This is a genomic window from Aeribacillus sp. SP014, assembly GCF_054055575.1.
Window position 1 is genome coordinate 2,721,063 of record NZ_JBSRXI010000001.1, and the last position, 15,011, is coordinate 2,736,073.

20 protein-coding genes are annotated in these 15,011 nt (G+C 39.1%); 5 read left to right on the forward strand and 15 right to left on the reverse strand.

The features are described 5' to 3' along the window. Positions 1-7 precede the first annotated feature (7 nt). The 9 genes from ACVIJU_RS13270 to ACVIJU_RS13310 form a co-directional block, all read right to left on the reverse strand. Positions 8-1,312 (reverse strand): pyrimidine-nucleoside phosphorylase, encoded by a 1,305-nt coding sequence (locus tag ACVIJU_RS13270; protein WP_456687676.1) that lies wholly within the window; start codon positions 1,310-1,312, stop codon positions 8-10. A gap of 15 nt (positions 1,313-1,327) precedes the next feature. Beyond that, positions 1,328-2,146 (reverse strand): purine-nucleoside phosphorylase, encoded by an 819-nt coding sequence (locus ACVIJU_RS13275; RefSeq protein WP_094246165.1) that lies wholly within the window; start codon positions 2,144-2,146, stop codon positions 1,328-1,330. A gap of 3 nt (positions 2,147-2,149) precedes the next feature. Next, positions 2,150-3,340: a phosphopentomutase gene (gene deoB, locus ACVIJU_RS13280; RefSeq protein ID WP_327873322.1), complete on the reverse strand. Its 1,191-nt coding sequence runs from the start codon at positions 3,338-3,340 to the stop codon at positions 2,150-2,152. Between the two features lie 99 nt (positions 3,341-3,439). After that, entirely contained in the window at positions 3,440-4,333 is an 894-nt protein-coding gene (gene xerD / locus ACVIJU_RS13285) for a site-specific tyrosine recombinase XerD (RefSeq protein ID WP_063388336.1), read from the reverse strand. Between the two features lie 6 nt (positions 4,334-4,339). Then, a complete protein-coding gene (locus tag ACVIJU_RS13290) occupies positions 4,340-4,567 on the reverse strand; it encodes a YqzK family protein (protein WP_063388337.1) in 228 nt (75 codons plus the stop codon). Positions 4,568-4,674: 107 nt separating this feature from the next. Next, positions 4,675-5,139, reverse strand: coding sequence for a ferric iron uptake transcriptional regulator (fur, locus tag ACVIJU_RS13295; RefSeq protein WP_063388338.1), 465 nt, complete (start codon positions 5,137-5,139; stop codon positions 4,675-4,677). 111 nt (positions 5,140-5,250) lie between these two features. Further along, positions 5,251-5,889: a stage II sporulation protein M gene (gene spoIIM, locus ACVIJU_RS13300; RefSeq protein WP_066247667.1), complete on the reverse strand. Its 639-nt coding sequence runs from the start codon at positions 5,887-5,889 to the stop codon at positions 5,251-5,253. 96 nt (positions 5,890-5,985) lie between these two features. Continuing rightward, positions 5,986-7,155, reverse strand: coding sequence for a TIGR00375 family protein (locus tag ACVIJU_RS13305; RefSeq protein ID WP_130157809.1), 1,170 nt, complete (start codon positions 7,153-7,155; stop codon positions 5,986-5,988). Continuing rightward, positions 7,152-7,706: an NUDIX hydrolase gene (locus tag ACVIJU_RS13310; RefSeq protein ID WP_063388341.1), complete on the reverse strand. Its 555-nt coding sequence runs from the start codon at positions 7,704-7,706 to the stop codon at positions 7,152-7,154. The genes ACVIJU_RS13305 and ACVIJU_RS13310 overlap by 4 nt, the downstream gene beginning before the upstream one ends. Before the next feature lie 78 nt (positions 7,707-7,784). Between ACVIJU_RS13310 and mciZ the strand changes: the two genes are divergently transcribed. Together mciZ and ACVIJU_RS13320 are read left to right on the forward strand one after the other, a co-directional pair. Beyond that, entirely contained in the window at positions 7,785-7,964 is a 180-nt protein-coding gene (gene mciZ / locus ACVIJU_RS13315) for a Z-ring formation inhibitor MciZ (protein ID WP_456687948.1), read from the forward strand. A 5-nt stretch (positions 7,965-7,969) separates the two neighbouring features. Next, positions 7,970-8,890, forward strand: a complete 921-nt coding sequence (locus tag ACVIJU_RS13320) for an aldo/keto reductase (protein ID WP_311066299.1) — start codon at positions 7,970-7,972, stop codon at positions 8,888-8,890. 264 nt (positions 8,891-9,154) lie between these two features. On the opposite strand, the gene ACVIJU_RS13325 is transcribed toward ACVIJU_RS13320, so the two are convergent. Continuing rightward, positions 9,155-9,760, reverse strand: coding sequence for a TetR/AcrR family transcriptional regulator (locus ACVIJU_RS13325; protein WP_094246168.1), 606 nt, complete (start codon positions 9,758-9,760; stop codon positions 9,155-9,157). Positions 9,761-9,930: 170 nt separating this feature from the next. Here ACVIJU_RS13325 and cyoE point away from each other — a divergent pair, with 170 nt between their 5' ends. Then, on the forward strand, positions 9,931-10,848 hold the full coding sequence (cyoE, locus tag ACVIJU_RS13330) for a heme o synthase (RefSeq protein WP_063388344.1): 918 nt from the start codon (positions 9,931-9,933) through the stop codon (positions 10,846-10,848). 359 nt (positions 10,849-11,207) lie between these two features. On the opposite strand, the gene ACVIJU_RS13335 is transcribed toward cyoE, so the two are convergent. The 4 genes from ACVIJU_RS13335 to ACVIJU_RS13350 all read right to left on the reverse strand — a co-directional run bounded on the left by ACVIJU_RS13335 (position 11,208) and on the right by ACVIJU_RS13350 (position 13,013). Further along, the gene (locus tag ACVIJU_RS13335; protein WP_130157802.1) at positions 11,208-11,417 is read right to left on the reverse strand and encodes a DUF3886 domain-containing protein; all 210 of its coding nucleotides are present in this window, start codon (positions 11,415-11,417) and stop codon (positions 11,208-11,210) included. A gap of 36 nt (positions 11,418-11,453) precedes the next feature. Continuing rightward, the gene (locus ACVIJU_RS13340; protein WP_063388346.1) at positions 11,454-11,696 is read right to left on the reverse strand and encodes a DUF2552 family protein; all 243 of its coding nucleotides are present in this window, start codon (positions 11,694-11,696) and stop codon (positions 11,454-11,456) included. 10 nt (positions 11,697-11,706) lie between these two features. Next, positions 11,707-12,030 carry an iron-sulfur cluster biosynthesis family protein gene (locus tag ACVIJU_RS13345; RefSeq protein WP_063388347.1) on the reverse strand — a complete coding sequence of 108 codons (324 nt, stop codon included), beginning with the start codon at positions 12,028-12,030 and terminating at the stop codon, positions 11,707-11,709. 209 nt (positions 12,031-12,239) lie between these two features. Next, positions 12,240-13,013: a class I SAM-dependent methyltransferase gene (locus ACVIJU_RS13350; RefSeq protein WP_456687677.1), complete on the reverse strand. Its 774-nt coding sequence runs from the start codon at positions 13,011-13,013 to the stop codon at positions 12,240-12,242. 403 nt (positions 13,014-13,416) lie between these two features. On the opposite strand from ACVIJU_RS13350, the gene ACVIJU_RS13355 reads away from it, so the two are divergent. Beyond that, a complete protein-coding gene (locus ACVIJU_RS13355) occupies positions 13,417-13,788 on the forward strand; it encodes an iron chaperone (protein ID WP_130157798.1) in 372 nt (123 codons plus the stop codon). Between the two features lie 22 nt (positions 13,789-13,810). Continuing rightward, positions 13,811-14,182, forward strand: a complete 372-nt coding sequence (locus ACVIJU_RS13360) for an iron chaperone (RefSeq protein ID WP_130157796.1) — start codon at positions 13,811-13,813, stop codon at positions 14,180-14,182. Positions 14,183-14,666: 484 nt separating this feature from the next. Here the strand turns inward: ACVIJU_RS13360 and ACVIJU_RS13365 are convergent, their stop codons facing one another. Then, positions 14,667-14,996, reverse strand: coding sequence for a YolD-like family protein (locus tag ACVIJU_RS13365; RefSeq protein ID WP_066247653.1), 330 nt, complete (start codon positions 14,994-14,996; stop codon positions 14,667-14,669). Positions 14,997-15,011 lie beyond the last annotated feature (15 nt).

Here is a 15,011-nt window from a genome sequence, read left to right on the forward strand (position 1 = left end):
TTCTTTCCTAATTTGTTATTGTTTCATAAATAAGGACAGGCTTTTTTGTTTTGTTTTTCGAAATTTTAATGCTGTAGTATAAAGTTTGTTCCACCTTTTCAATATCTTGTTGATTGCTGTAAATTGTAACGAATGTTTCTCCCTTTTTTACGTAATCGCCTATTTTTTTATGGAGGATGAGGCCGACTGCCAAATCAATTGCAGCATCTTTCGTCGCTCTTCCGGCACCAAGCCACATGGCGGCAGTCCCGACTGCATCAGCTGCAATTTCGTTTACATAGCCATCTTCTTTCGCCTTTAATTCGAATGTATACGAAGAATGCGGCAATTTTGATGGATCGTCCACAATTGAGGCATCTCCCCCTTGGGCAGAGACAAATGTTTTAAAAGTCTCTAAAGCTTTTCCGGAAGCAATGGATTGCTCGAGCAGTTTACGCGCTTTTTCTAAACTGTCTGCTTTTTCCGCCATATACACCATATAGCTGCCAAGCGTTAAACATAGTTCAGTTAAATCTTCAGGACCTTCACCTTTTAATGTATCAATCGCTTCTTGGACTTCAAGAGCGTTTCCGATGGCAAACCCTAACGGCTGACTCATATCGGAGATCACGGCAATCGTTTTTTTGCCGACGTTTTCCCCTATTTTCACCATCGCTTTTGCCAGTTTTTTTGATTCTTCTATATTTTTCATAAAAGCGCCCGATCCGGTTTTAACATCTAAAACAATGGCATCCGCTCCGGCAGCGATTTTTTTGCTCATGATGGAGCTGGCAATAAGAGGAATACTGTTAACCGTCGCTGTCACATCTCTTAATGCGTACAGTTTTTTATCAGCGGGAGTTAAATTCCCCGTTTGTCCAACGACTGCAATTTTATTTTGATTGACTAAACGGACAAACTGTTGATTGTCTATTTCAACATGAAACCCCGGGATCGATTCTAGTTTATCAATCGTTCCGCCGGTATGGCCAAGACCTCTTCCGCTCATCTTGGCAACAGGAACACCAGCAGAAGCCACAAGCGGCGCAAGCACCAACGTAGTTTTATCGCCAACTCCTCCGGTCGAATGCTTATCCACTTTTATTCCTTTAATTTCACTAAGATCGATCTTTTCTCCAGAATCAACCATCGCCATTGTGAGCTCCGCCATTTCCTCTTCCGTCATACCTCTAAAAAAAACGGCCATGGCGAAAGCGCTCATTTGATAGTCCGGAATCTCCCCGGCCGTATATCCTTCAATGATATAACGGATTTCTTTTTTTGTGAGCGCTTTCCCATCCCGCTTCTTCTCTATTAAATCGACCATTCGCATGCAAATCACCTTTTTCTACATTTTTGCTACGATGGATTTTACTAGCGCTATAAAATCAGCCCGAACCATTTCCGCCGTTTTCATGACTTCTTCATGCGTCAAAGGCTGTTTTAAAATACCAGCCGCCATGTTCGTAATACATGAAATGCCAAGCACTTTCATTTTGACTTGATTCGCCACAATCACTTCTGGAACTGTTGACATGCCAACTGCGTCTCCCCCGATCGCTCTTAACATCCGTATTTCAGCCGGCGTTTCATAGGACGGTCCAGTATTGGCAACATAAACCCCCTCTTTTATTTCGATGCCAAGCTCTTTCGCTGCTTCTTTTGCCAGCTGGATTAGTCTGCTATCGTACGCTTCCGACATATCGGGAAAACGGTCGCCAAGCTCAGGGCTATGTTCGCCAATTAAAGGGTTTTGTCCCATGTTGTTAATATGATCGGTAATCAGCATTAAATCACCTGGCTGATATGACTGATTGATCCCTCCGGCTGCATTTGTCACAATTAAGGAATGAATACCCAGCGCCTTCATGACTCGCACAGGAAATGTCACTTGCTTTACACTATACCCTTCGTAAAAATGGAATCTGCCTTGCATGATCGCTACTGTTTTGCCATTTAGCTCCCCAATTACGAATTGGCCTTTATGCCCTTCAACAGTGGAAACCGGAAAATAAGGAATGTCGCTGTATGGAATGGTTACAGCATCCTCCACTTCTTCAGCGAGAACTCCTAAACCTGATCCTAGAACGAGACCGATCTCTGGAGTTTGTTTGCATTTATCTTTTAAAAATTGAGAGGCCTTTTCAACTTCTTCCACAATTGACATTGATCAATCCCCCTGCTTCAATTCTGTTAAAAAGCTTGTTCCGTAATTTGGCATTTGCACGCTGAAATTTTCTGCAATGGTTGCTCCTACATCTGCAAATGTTTCTCTGATTGGCAGTTCTTTTCCTTTTGTATAGGTTGAATTATAAACTAACAGCGGAACATATTCTCTAGTATGATCTGTACCATGATGAAGAGGGTCGTTTCCATGGTCTGCTGTGATGATGAGCAGGTCTTCTTCCTTCATTTTTTCGAACACTTCAGGAAGACGAGCATCGAATTCCTCAAGCGCTTGTCCATACCCTTCAGGATCTCTTCTATGGCCGAATTTTGCATCAAAATCGACAAGGTTCAAAAAGGAAAGACCTGTAAAATCCCGGTCGAATGTTTGGATCAATTTGTCCAATCCATCCATATTCGACTTTGTCCGGATTGCATCTGTAATGCCTTCGCCGTCATAAATATCGGAAATTTTCCCAAGGGCAATTACATCAAATCCTCCGTCCTTCAACTCGTTCATAACTGTTCGGCCGAAAGGCTTTAAAGCATAGTCATGCCGGTTGGCAGTCCGTTCAAAATTCCCCGGCTCCCCGACAAACGGACGAGCTATAACTCGCCCAACCATGTACTTTTCATCCAAAGTCAGTTCGCGGGCAATTTGACAAATTTGATATAATTCGTTCAGAGGAATGACTTTTTCATGTGCAGCAATCTGTAAAACAGAGTCTGCCGACGTATAGACAATGATGGCTCCTGTTTTCATATGTTCTTTTCCAAGCTCTTCTATAATTGCCGTACCGCTTGCCGGCTTATTGCCAAGCACTTTTCGCCCGGTTCTTTTTTCAAGCTCCTCTATCAGTTCTTCTGGGAAGCCGTCTGGAAATACTTGAAAAGGAGAATCGATTTTTAACCCCATCAGCTCCCAATGACCAGTCATCGTATCTTTTCCTGCTGAAGCTTCTTTCATTTTTGTATAGAAGGCGAGCGGCTTGTCTGTCTTTGGAACACCTTTTATTTCACGTATATTCCCCAATCCGAGCTTCGCTAAATTCGGCAAATGCAAACCGCCGAGATGTTCAGCGATATGGCCAAGCGTGTCAGCACCTTTGTCGTTATAAAGCTCTGCATCCGGTGCTTCGCCGATTCCAACTGAATCCATTACAATTAAAAAGACGCGTTTATATGTATGCTGCATGTTAAATTCCTCCTGCCATTTGAAAGCGGTGATGATTATATTTTTTCCTAATGCTTGCCGAAACAGACGAGCAACTTGATTTTTAGCATGACGATGGCATTAAGCACGGGGGTGGTACATTTTATATACATCTTTTAAACGTGTTTTTGTCACATGAGTATAAATTTGCGTGGTTGAAATATCAGCATGACCTAGCATTTCTTGCACCGCTCTTAGATCAGCGCCGTTTTCAAGCAGATGGGTGGCAAAGGAATGTCGCAATGTATGAGGAGTCAATTCTTTTTGTATTCCTGCTTTAACCGCAATCGATTTTAAATTTTTCCAAAATCCTTGGCGGGAAATTCTTTTTCCATGATGGTTTAAAAATAAGGCATCCGTTTTATGCTTCTGTCTTACAAGCTTTGGCCGGCCCTTTTCCAAATATTCCTCCAGCGCTTTTGTTGCTTTTTCTCCAATCGGAACGAGCCGTTCTTTTTTCCCTTTTCCGTAGCATCGGATAAATCCCATGATCAAATGGACGTCTGAAAGATTCAAATGAACCATTTCACTCACCCGAATACCTGTCGCATATAAAAGTTCAAGCATTGCTTTATCTCTATATCCAATCGGTGAGGTCAGCTCAGGCGTTTCAAGAAGCCGCTCCACTTCCTCAAGAGACAGCACTTTCGGAAGCTTCCGTTCAATCTGCGGTGTTTCAATATGGACGGACGGGTCTTCATCCGCAGCTTTTTCCCTTAACAAAAATTGATGGAAAGCGCGGATTGAGGCGATATGCCGGGCGATTGTCTTGCTGGATTTCCCTTGATCTTTCAAAAAATGCAAATATTGCAAAATATGATAGCGTTGAATATTTTGCACTTCTTGAATATTCAGTTTTTCGTTCAAAAATTGCTTGTACGATTTCAAGTCTCGCTCATATGAAACGATCGTATTGTTCGCAAGTCCTCTCTCAACGGTCAAATAATGAATAAAATCTTGGATATGATCGTTCAATCTTTTCTACTCCCCGTTTAAATAAAAGAATATTAAGCGATTCAGCCAATTATCGTTCTGTTCTTCCACAACGCTTGTCACCTTTACGGCAGATCCTTCAGGCTCGTCATAGCGATGGTAATCTTGATATTCCAAGTTAACCCATATAATAGCATAGTAGAACAAAATCGTAAATCCTGTAAACAAGATAAAAATTTTAAGCATATTCTTTACGGTTTTCGTCCATTTTTCCATGTTCGTCCTCCACAAGGCCATATTTTCTTATATTTAAAGATATGACCGTCTGGACAATCTTTATACGTATATAATATAAAAAAACCTTTCCCCTCGCGGAAAAGGCTTTATTCTTTCTTGTTATCTTCTTTTTCTTTTTCCTGACAGCGGTGGCATATGCCGTGAAAAGTTAGACGATGATCTTTAATTTTAAACTTCCAATCTCGTTCGACAATTTTTTCAACATCTTCTAATAAATCTTCCTGAATCTCATCAACGGAACCGCATTCCATACATACGAGATGATGGTGAAAATGAGCGGCTCCTTCCCTGCGCAAATCATATCTGGAAACCCCGTCTCCAAAGTTTATTTTATCAACAATTTTCAGCTCAGTTAACAATTCCAGCGTTCTGTACACTGTTGCGAGCCCGATCTCAGGCGATTTTTCCTTAACGAGGAGGTAAACATCTTCGGCACTTAAATGATCCTCTTCATGTTCAAGCAAAACACGAACGGTTGCTTCCCTTTGCGGGGTTAATTTATAGCTTGAAGAATGCAACTGCTTTTTTATACGCTCTATGCGGTTTTCCATGACACTTTCCCTCCCTCGCCGCATTCCTCATATATTATAACAAAATAAAAGAAAGTGTCCAACTGAAATAATTTTAAATTAAAAAATAAAATTTATATTAAATAATAATTATTATTTATAAATAAAATCGATCGTCCCTCTCATCAGGATCGGGGAAACATATGCTTCTAACATTGCAGCGAGCAATATAACGGCGATCAAGCAAGAAAATGTGACTGCATAGCCTGCAAACATTCTAAACGGCTGATCGTGGAACTTTTTTACAAAAAGCTGTCTAATGAGCTTGAAGGAAAAAGAAATTGCCGATGCGCTCATAATAAGAAACACAGGTATCAGCAGCAAATTTTGCGGCAAAACGGAAACGAATGACAGCAAAAATCCGCCCCATTTCATTTGATTTACTAAAAATCCGACTGTAAATCCAACGACCATTCCTTTTAAAAATAACATGATAAAAATAATCGGCAGACCAATGATCGAAATGCCTAGAAGCCACATAAGCCCTACATATTTTGTATTGTGGAAAAAACTTTGCTTGAACATTTCAAACGAGCTGGCAAGTTTTCCGTCCGATACTTGTCCAAAAAACAGGTTTAAATAATAATACAGATCTTCTTTTTGCGTAATGCTCATGCTGTTTACGATGATTGCGCCAAAAATTACTCCCATTATGAACAATATAAGCACAAATAAATAGACGGTTGATTGATCTTTCAATTGTTTTAGTAAAAAACGCTGAATATTCTGCATATCCTATCCTCTCCTGTCTTTCTTTACTAGATTGTATGAGAGAACGGATGGTACATATTCGTATTTTTACTAGAAAAAAAGAAAAGGCGCGAAAATTTACGCACCTTCCACTTTTCCGTATTTTCCTCCTCCCCCTGATTGCACATAAAGGGTGCCTTCTCTTGCCGAGATGATGGAAGCGGCGATTTTTTCCGGAACCACTTCGACAAGATCGGCGTACGGAACTTTGTGTAAAATATTCATTTCCGTTCCAAAATAATGCTTTAATTTTTTTAATGTTTTAGGGCCAATGCCAGGCAGAAAAGCTAGCGGGACTTGATGAATATAAGGGGGCCTTTTCTCCACATGATTTGTTTTATCCCCCAGTTCTTCAACCCGCTGTTTTACACCTTTTGTAATTTTTACTCCTCCGCATATTTGACAGCATCCCTCATCTGTCAAGCCTACTGTTTTTTGGCACGCTTCACAAAACGTTTCGTAATACTTTCCAAGTTTCGGGTTTAATCCGTAATTCGCCTCAATTTTTCTGTCGTTTTCTTTTTTGATCGCCATCACCAATTCCTGAAACGTCGGCGCTTTTAACAACAACTTCTGATATTCCCGCCCGATTTTTGGCAATGAATGGGCGTCTGAGTTCGTTAAAAATGGATAGGAAGCTAGTTCACGAATACGGCTTGCCATGTTAGTATCGCTGCTCAAACCGAGCTCGACCGCATCGATGAGTGTTTGATCAAAAACTTCTGTCAAGCTTCGCTGAACCCCTTTTCCGTACAAGCTTTTAAAAGGAGTAAAAATATGCGCCGGAATGAACAATCCGCCCAAGCTCTTCACTTTATGCTGAAGTCTTTTCCCTTCAACATATACCCGTTGAGAGCTTAAATGAATATTTTTTAAATGGGAGCTGAGCCAATGGGAAAATTCCTTCATCTTTTCTAAAGTCGGCATAAAGCATAGAACATGGATCGGCCCATTGCAATGTTCATCAAATATTTCAAGCTCCGTACCTAAAATAAGTGTCGAATTTTGATAGCGGACTCCCCCTTCCATTAATTCCTCATACTTTCCCCTTCTGATGCCATCTTCAATTTCCTTGATTACTTCGGGGACATGGCAATCAATGATGCCAATTATATCCATACCTTTGCTCTCAGCTGCTTCTATAAAAATATTTTCAAGCGTCAGTGACTTGGCCCCCGTAATCTTTACCGGTTTTCCTGTATTTGTTCTGCCGATATGAATGTGCAAATCTGCGAAAAAAGCGTTCATATCTCCTCACTCAATTGTTTTAATGTTAAATATTGAACTGCATAAGCTGTTTTTGCATCGTAAATTTCTTTTTCTTCTATTAATTTTCTCGCTTCCTCAAGGGTTACTTCCAGCACCTCGACAAACTCGTCTTCATCCAAACTCGCTTTATTTTCCAGCTTTATCAATCCTTCAGCTAAATAAAGATGAACGAGTTCATCAGCAAAGCCCGGTGAAGTATAAAACGAAATGACATGTTTTAATGATTCACATCCATAGCCCGTTTCTTCTTCCAACTCTCTTCTTGCTGTGATTTCAGGTGACTCCCCTTTTTCAAGCTTGCCGGCAGGAATTTCCACAAGCTGGCGTTCTAAAGCTTTGCGATATTGTCTCACCATGACAATTTTCCCTTCATTTGTAATAGGGATCACGGCAACTGCACCCGGATGCTTCACGACTTCACGTTTCGCATTTTCCCCGTTTGGGAGACGGACATCTTCCACATATACATCAATAATCTTCCCTGAAAAAATTTTTTCCTTCGCAATCGTTTCCTCGTTTAAACGGTTCATATATTCAACTCCTGTTCTATTATCCAATCATTCTTCATACATTCTACCATAATTAAAAAGGAGGCGGAGCGATTGCTCATGTATCGGAATTATAACCGGGTCGTGATGATCGGAAAGTCGAAGGAAATTGCTTACAGCTTAAAGGAAGCCGCAAAACGATATAAAACAGTCTATGAATGGCTTCATCATGAATATGAAACATTTGCTTTTTCAAAAAGTTTATACTACTTTCAAATTAGAAGAGAAAAAGAGAGGTGATCTTTTTGAAAAAGCGCAGATTAGGAACATCCGAGCTGTATGTGAGCGAAATCGGTCTTGGATGCATGTCGCTTGGCCGCGACGAAAAGCATGCGCGTTCGCTGATTGACCAAGCGCTTGAATTGGGGATTAATTTTTTTGATACAGCAGATCTTTATGATCAAGGCCTGAATGAAGAATTTGTCGGAAGGGCTCTTAAATCGCGTCGAAACGATATCATTTTAGCAACAAAAGTAGGAAATCGGTTTGAAGTTGGCAAAGACGGATGGTGGTGGGATCCATCCAAGAAATACATAAAGGAAGAAGTGAAAGAAAGCCTCAGACGGCTGGGTACAGATTATATCGACTTATATCAGCTTCACGGAGGAACAATCGACGACCCGATCGATGAAACGATTGAAGCGTTCGAAGAGTTAAAGCAGGAAGGCGTCATCCGCTACTACGGCATTTCTTCGATTCGGCCGAACGTTATTAAAGAATGGTTGAAACGCTCCAATATCGTTTCAATCATGATGCAATACAGCCTTCTTGACCGACGCCCAGAAGAATGGTTTTCTTTGATTCAGGAGCATAACGTTTCTGTTATTGCCAGAGGGCCGTTGGCTCAAGGCCTCTTGACAGAGCGCCCGCTCGAAAAAGCCTCTGAGCGCGTCAAGAACAATGGATATTTAGACTACACGTTCGATGAATTAAAAGAAGCTTTGCACAGCATCGATTCAGCATGCCCGGATCGCACTCGGACGGAAACAGCCATAAAATATGTTCTTCATCAGCGTGTTGTAGCCTCCTGCATTGCCGGAGCGAGCAAGCAAGAGCAGCTGCTTGAAAATGTCCAAGCAGCGAAAGCAAAAGATCTGCTGGAAGAAGAATACGAAGCGCTTATAAACGCAACAAAACAGTCTCTTTATACAATCCATCGCGATTAAAACAGGCGGGGACGATCCCCGCTTATTTATTTTCGGATTCACATGACTGTTGAAAATTCAATTTATCTATCCAGTTGATGTTCCTGCCGAAACGGATGGGATTCGCATGTTCGTGTTGCAATCTCAATGGCTAAACGATTGTTCATAGCACATAAACCGGATTTACAACTATATGTATCGGTTCATTGAACAGCGCCGTCCATTCCTACCTTGAAAAATTTTTGGACTAATATATTTTGAAATCCGTTTAAGCTTGAATATTTTCTAATGAGGGGATCGAAGCAAATTTTGCAGTGCTTTTCCATATAAATGAAGAGGCACACAGTCTTCGCTAATATAATAAAATATCGCTAAACCGTTTTCTAACGAAAGAATAGTCCATGCTATTTCATCCGCAGATAGAGCAGAATCGTTATTTTCTTTCGACTTCAATTTTTCAATCGCCTTGGAAATTTGTTGTACCGCTTCCGTTATCATGTCAGACCATTTTCGGCGTATCGATTCTTCACGCATCGCATAAAGAAAAAATTCCATGTTAAGCATGCTCCACGTTCGATTTTTCTGCCTAACTGACAGGAAATATTCATCCATCGTTTCGATAAAATGTGAAAGCGAATGCTGTCCGTCTATGACTTGAAGAATATTGTCCACATGCAATTGCATTTGTTGCTCCAAAATAGCTAAAAAGAGCTCTTCTTTGGAACGAAAATGGGCATATACCGCCCCTTTGCTAAATCCGGCATGTTCTGCAATTTTATCAACAGAAGCGCCGTGAAAGCCGAATCGAGCAAAGATTTCAACAGCTGACTCTAAAAGTAATTGCCGCGTTTCTTTTTTTCGCTCCTCTTGGGTTAATCTTCGTCTGACCAATTTGCTATCCTCCCTCTCTCTTGACAATCATACCATATAGCATTAACATACCAAATAGTATATAAATTCTAATCAGTATACAAATTATAATTTCTCATTATGCTGGACGCAACTATCAACAATGTCCTCCTAGATTTATAGATCATGAGTGAAAAAGGAAGAGGGGAAGAATGCGAAAAGAAGAAAGCCTTACAACACAGAAACCAACTTTGCCCCAAATTTTGGCTGAAACTTGTAAAATTGGAATTATTCAATCAAATCTCGTTCCGATGTTGGCTGGATTGACATTGGCATTGTATACGTATCAGATCAGCCTGTTTGAGAAATTGCCGGAAATGTTATTTGCTTTGATTGGATCGATTTTCGTAATGGGTGCAGCTGGAGCTTTTAACAACTTATATGACCGAGATATAGATTCTATCATGGAAAGGACGAAAAACAGACCGACTGTGACAGGAGCAATAAAGCCTAAAACAGTATTATGGCTTGGAATCTGTATGTCTATTTTAGGAATTGCAGCTCTTGCATTAACAACTCCTCTAGCAGCATTCCTAGGGTTTCTAGGTTTGTTTTTTTATGTTGTCCCATATACGATGTGGAGCAAGAGAAGAACAATTTATAATACGGAAATTGGCAGTATTTCTGGAGCAATGCCCCCTCTCATCGGATGGGCTGCTGTTCATCCGGACGTGACACATCCAGCCATTCTTGGTTTGTTTGTGATTTCAATTATTTGGCAAATGCCTCATTTTTATGCTATAGCTATTCGCAAGCACGATGAGTATAAGGCTGCGAAGGTCCCTATGCTCCCAGTTGTCAAAGGTGTTAAAAGAGCATATATACAAACGAATATTTATTTAATTATTTTAATTGCAGCAAGCTTTCTTTTTGGGCCTTTAAGCCTCGGTCTTATGCTAGTAGCCCTTCTTTTAAGCGTTCTGTGGCTTATGTTAAGCATTTTCGGCTATAAAAAGATGGATTCAGAGAAATGGGCAAAATCAATGTTTCTTTATTCTCTGTTTCATATGACAATCTTATTTTCAACTGTCATTATCTATTCTCTTGTGGGAATTCTTTTTCATTTATAAAAGAAAGTGTTTCTAAACAAATTCATGGCGGCATAATAAATGTTGGGAATTAAGGGGCTGTCCGATGAGTTCCTAAAATGAAGGATCGGGGAAAAATACTACTGTGAAGGACAAAAATAATTCGAATAAAATTTGTAAATGTCCTTCATAGAGGCAATGAAGTCCAACAAGAAGCAGTTGTATATGCTGAATGTCCGTCATACAACTTTTGAAGAACCTAATGAAGAAAAGTCCTTCATAAGACTTCTGGAGGATATAAACAAGACAGGAAAAATGGTCTATCCGATAAGTCCCTAAAATGAAGGGGCTCCAAAAAGTCAGTGAACCCTGACTTTTTGGACAGCCTCCTTTCCAGCTTTTTATTTAAAATCTTCCCATTTCAAGTCGCTTTCTGCGAGCAATTCAGCAAAGCTTTTCTGTTTTTCCCGCTTTTGTTCCTCTTTTCTTTTACGCTCCAATTCCAGTTTTTTTAATTTCTCCTTTTCTTCTTCAATTTGCTTCTTCATATCTATAAGCTTTTTCGCTTTTTCTTCGCCGATCTGATCTTTGAGATTCCATGCATCTTTCATGTTTTTTCCCTTCCTTTGACCAATGCATGCTCTTTTTTATCCTAATACATCGTGAATATTCTGCATGTTTTTTTCCATCCATGCAATTGCTTCATCGATCGTGGCAAACTCTTCCGCTTCAAACGTCATTTCATCTTGAATCAGCCACACATCCTTTTTTTCATATCCCATTCCTCCTACAGACCAATGCAGAAGGGTGTACGGATGATTGTCATGGAGAAAGGACACCCATGTTTTATTTAAAGCAATGTTCTTTAAAGAAGCTAGACGTTCCTTCAATTTTGTTCCCTCATTTCACAATGCAGCTCATTCTTGGATTGTAAATTTGCATTGGACTTTTGAGCATGAATATTTGTCTTTGCCCGTGATAATCGATTTGCAATTCATCATCTAAAAAAACAAGCTTTGATCGCTCCACGTACACCGGGACAAAATTTGTATCAATTTTCATATCATCCTCATCAAGATCTTTCACAAGCCAAAGAACAGTAACACCGCTCATGACACAGCCGCAGCCATCTGTATCATATTTCAGCTTTATATAGCGGTTTTCGTTCATTTCCAATATCTCTTTAAGTTTTGCTTTCGCTGCGTTTGTAAACGAAATGTTCATAGGCTAAAATCATCCTTTTTTAATTTTGCCTCCATTCTATCATATTTTAGCTCTCTCCGCTTATTGAAGCAGAATGAACATAACCGATTAACGTTTTTTAAACATTTATAGAGAAATATTGACAAACTATTAGCCGGGTTAGTTGAATAAAGCTGTTGTTTTTATTTGTGAGAAATCAGTGTTATTTTCACAAGCAAATTATGACACGTCTATTTTCTTCCAATCAATATCATTGCATTCCCTAATACTTTTTTGTTCAATGGCAGTTTCATTACTTTAGCGAGTTTGTAGCTTTTCAATTCAGATACACCATGTTTCTTTAAGGAATTTAAGAGCTCTTTTTCATCCCCAAATATTTTTTCATCCATAAACAGATCTAAAAAGACAAATCCACCACCAGGTTTTAACACTCTTAATGCCTCTTTCATTACTTCTGTTTTATTTCTTTCATCTTTAACTTCATGAAATGTTAGACAACTTACAATTATATCGAATTCATCATTTTTAAAAGGCAGTTTTGTGGCACTTGCTTTCAGAAAATTTATTCGATCAGAAACCCCTTCAATTTCAGCGTTTCGTTGGCATTGATCTTTCGAATATTCCCAATCGTCGCCCCAATAATCAATTCCAGTTAATAGGGACTCAGGAAAAGCCTTTGCAAGTTTTATAATCAGTGAACCGCTGCCTGTTCCTATATCCAGTATTTTTCCTCGCCCATCCCAATTCACCTTGGCAACAATTAAGTCATGTATTTTTGACTGATAATTTCCCCCAAATGCTGCGAATTGGTAATAAGAATAAGAAAGGATAAATGTAATATAAATTAATGGTAACGCTATAATACCTGACAAAACTCGCAGATATAAATTAATAGGTAAGAATGTCAACAAAATGAATAAAAGTGAAAAAAGCAAAAAAATTAGTAGTTTATTCATTCGAATCCAAGTTTGATACCTAGCATTTGTTTTCAAGTTATCAGCCATCCTTAAATCATTAAACTGATTACCGTAACAATTCGGTCATTGAATTGCTACGGCTCGTGTAGTTGACTAGCGAAAAGATACAGCATAAATTAAACTAATATTCATTTAATTTGGTGCTGTATCCTTTCCTTCAGTTTAAGTAAATTGTTTCACAATATCATGGTTTTATCAATCTTTATTATAAATAATCAAGTTTTGCTTTAAATGGTCGAACCTTTTTTTAACTCTACATTCGGATGGAAAATTTCAAAACTAATTTGCATTTTAAGCCATTTTGACTATTCAGGTTGTAAAATATATAGTGGAAATAGGTGTCGTGTTCTGAGCGGTTCTGTGAGGAGTTTTAACGACGAATGGGTTTGAGGAACTTCTCTGAACGATTTTTATTTTAGGAGGAAATAACATGGAAGTTTTTGCAAAATATTTAGCAGGTATCGATAACCCCGACCACCGCGACCGAACAGAGGAAATTTTGGCGTGGGTTGCTAATAAATTTCCAAATTTGAAACCGCAAATCAAGTGGAACAAACCCACATTTACCGATCACGGCACATACATCATTATGTTTGCCGCAGCAAAGAATCATTTGAGCATTTTACCCGAAGAAAAAACAATGGTGCATTTTGCTGATGAAATCGTTCAAGCTGGCTACAGCGCTTCTTCACGCTTGTTCCGAATTCAATGGTCTGAACCAGTTAATTACGAATTGCTTGAGAAAATAATTGAATTTAATATCAAGGATAAGGCTGAGAATTCGAATTTTTGGCGGAAATAGCATAATATCGAAGGAGGAAGACATGGAAGTTTTTGCAAAATATTTAGCAGGTATTGATAACCCCGACCACCGCGACCGAACAGAGGAAATTTTGGCGTGGGTTGCTAATAAATTTCCAAATTTGAAACCGCAAATCAAGTGGAATACGCCAATGTTTACCGATCACGGCACATTTATCATCGGCTTTTCCACAGCGAAGCATCATTTGAGCGTTTCACCTGAAGAAAAAACAATGATGCATTTTGCCGATGAAATCGCCCAAGCTGGCTACAGCGCTACCAAAGGCTTGTTTCGAATTCCGTGGAATGAGCCGGTAAATTACGAATTGCTGGAGAAAATGATTGAATTTAATATTCAGGATAAAGCAGACTGTTCAACTTTTTGGCGGAAATAGAATAGGATAGCCCTTAGAAAGCCTGTGAGGGCTTCTGAGAGGCTTTAAAGAAGTTGATAGCTACAAAAACGCTTTTTCTTCATGCCCCAATACTCTTGTTGTGGACGCCCTGACACAGCTAATGTCAAAGCTTTTTTTAATAAGTGTAAATTATTACAGGAGCTAAGAAAATAATTCTCTTACTTATTCCAGAAAATGACCCTATAGTGGCAGAGTGAAACTTAATTGTTTTTAGTTAACCGTGAATGTCACTTATTTACTAACGGGTGCTTTTTTAGTGAAAGAAAAATTAATTGATTTTAAGATTGAGATCATGTTTTAGTTATTCCATTATAGGACACCGATGGTAGAGTAGCAAAAAGCCCAATTTCTCAAATTTTTAGAAATTGGGCTGTTAATTATCGTCATTTTCTAAGCGTTGTAAATCTGCATTTTCCTGACCTTACGCTACCCCTATTAAATTTGTATTTCTAATGCTGTTTTCTTAGTATTGCTCAATTTCAATAATATCTCCTAATTTTAAAACATGTTTTTTAGTCAAGTAATCAACAATTCGTAATTCTCTTTTTAGCTGATCGATATAATGAATATTGCCGACAAGCTTCTTTATTTCACCTTTTTGATAATAGGTGAATTGTAGAGTAATGTTCTCTTCCATAGCCTCACAGATAACTTCATTAAATTCTTCATATTTTTGTTCATCTAAAACCGGTTTTTCGACTTTATCTAAACTTTCATTGTATTTCCTTAGTAATTTCACATGCTCGGGCAGCATCATAGCTGTCCATTTTATGCTTCCACGATCCTGAATCATTGTTTATCCCATCCT

Excerpts from the sequence above, each read along its gene's own strand:
- ACVIJU_RS13335 (WP_130157802.1), bottom strand. The coding sequence starts at position 11,417 with ATGAAAGATGCATGGAATCTCAAAGATCAGATCGGCGAAGAAAAAGCG.
- deoB (WP_327873322.1), bottom strand. The coding sequence starts at position 3,340 with ATGCAGCATACATATAAACGCGTCTTTTTAATTGTAATGGATTCAGTT.
- spoIIM (WP_066247667.1), bottom strand. The coding sequence starts at position 5,889 with ATGCAGAATATTCAGCGTTTTTTACTAAAACAATTGAAAGATCAATCA.
- cyoE (WP_063388344.1), top strand. The coding sequence starts at position 9,931 with ATGCGAAAAGAAGAAAGCCTTACAACACAGAAACCAACTTTGCCCCAA.
- ACVIJU_RS13345 (WP_063388347.1), bottom strand. The coding sequence starts at position 12,030 with ATGAACATTTCGTTTACAAACGCAGCGAAAGCAAAACTTAAAGAGATA.
- ACVIJU_RS13350 (WP_456687677.1), bottom strand. The coding sequence starts at position 13,013 with ATGGCTGATAACTTGAAAACAAATGCTAGGTATCAAACTTGGATTCGA.
- ACVIJU_RS13310 (WP_063388341.1), bottom strand. The coding sequence starts at position 7,706 with ATGAACCGTTTAAACGAGGAAACGATTGCGAAGGAAAAAATTTTTTCA.
- ACVIJU_RS13290 (WP_063388337.1), bottom strand. The coding sequence starts at position 4,567 with ATGGAAAAATGGACGAAAACCGTAAAGAATATGCTTAAAATTTTTATC.
- fur (WP_063388338.1), bottom strand. The coding sequence starts at position 5,139 with ATGGAAAACCGCATAGAGCGTATAAAAAAGCAGTTGCATTCTTCAAGC.
- ACVIJU_RS13275 (WP_094246165.1), bottom strand. The coding sequence starts at position 2,146 with ATGTCAATTGTGGAAGAAGTTGAAAAGGCCTCTCAATTTTTAAAAGAT.
- ACVIJU_RS13305 (WP_130157809.1), bottom strand. The coding sequence starts at position 7,155 with ATGAACGCTTTTTTCGCAGATTTGCACATTCATATCGGCAGAACAAAT.
- ACVIJU_RS13360 (WP_130157796.1), top strand. The coding sequence starts at position 13,811 with ATGGAAGTTTTTGCAAAATATTTAGCAGGTATTGATAACCCCGACCAC.
- mciZ (WP_456687948.1), top strand. The coding sequence starts at position 7,785 with ATGTATCGGAATTATAACCGGGTCGTGATGATCGGAAAGTCGAAGGAA.
- ACVIJU_RS13365 (WP_066247653.1), bottom strand. The coding sequence starts at position 14,996 with ATGATTCAGGATCGTGGAAGCATAAAATGGACAGCTATGATGCTGCCC.
- ACVIJU_RS13355 (WP_130157798.1), top strand. The coding sequence starts at position 13,417 with ATGGAAGTTTTTGCAAAATATTTAGCAGGTATCGATAACCCCGACCAC.
- ACVIJU_RS13270 (WP_456687676.1), bottom strand. The coding sequence starts at position 1,312 with ATGCGAATGGTCGATTTAATAGAGAAGAAGCGGGATGGGAAAGCGCTC.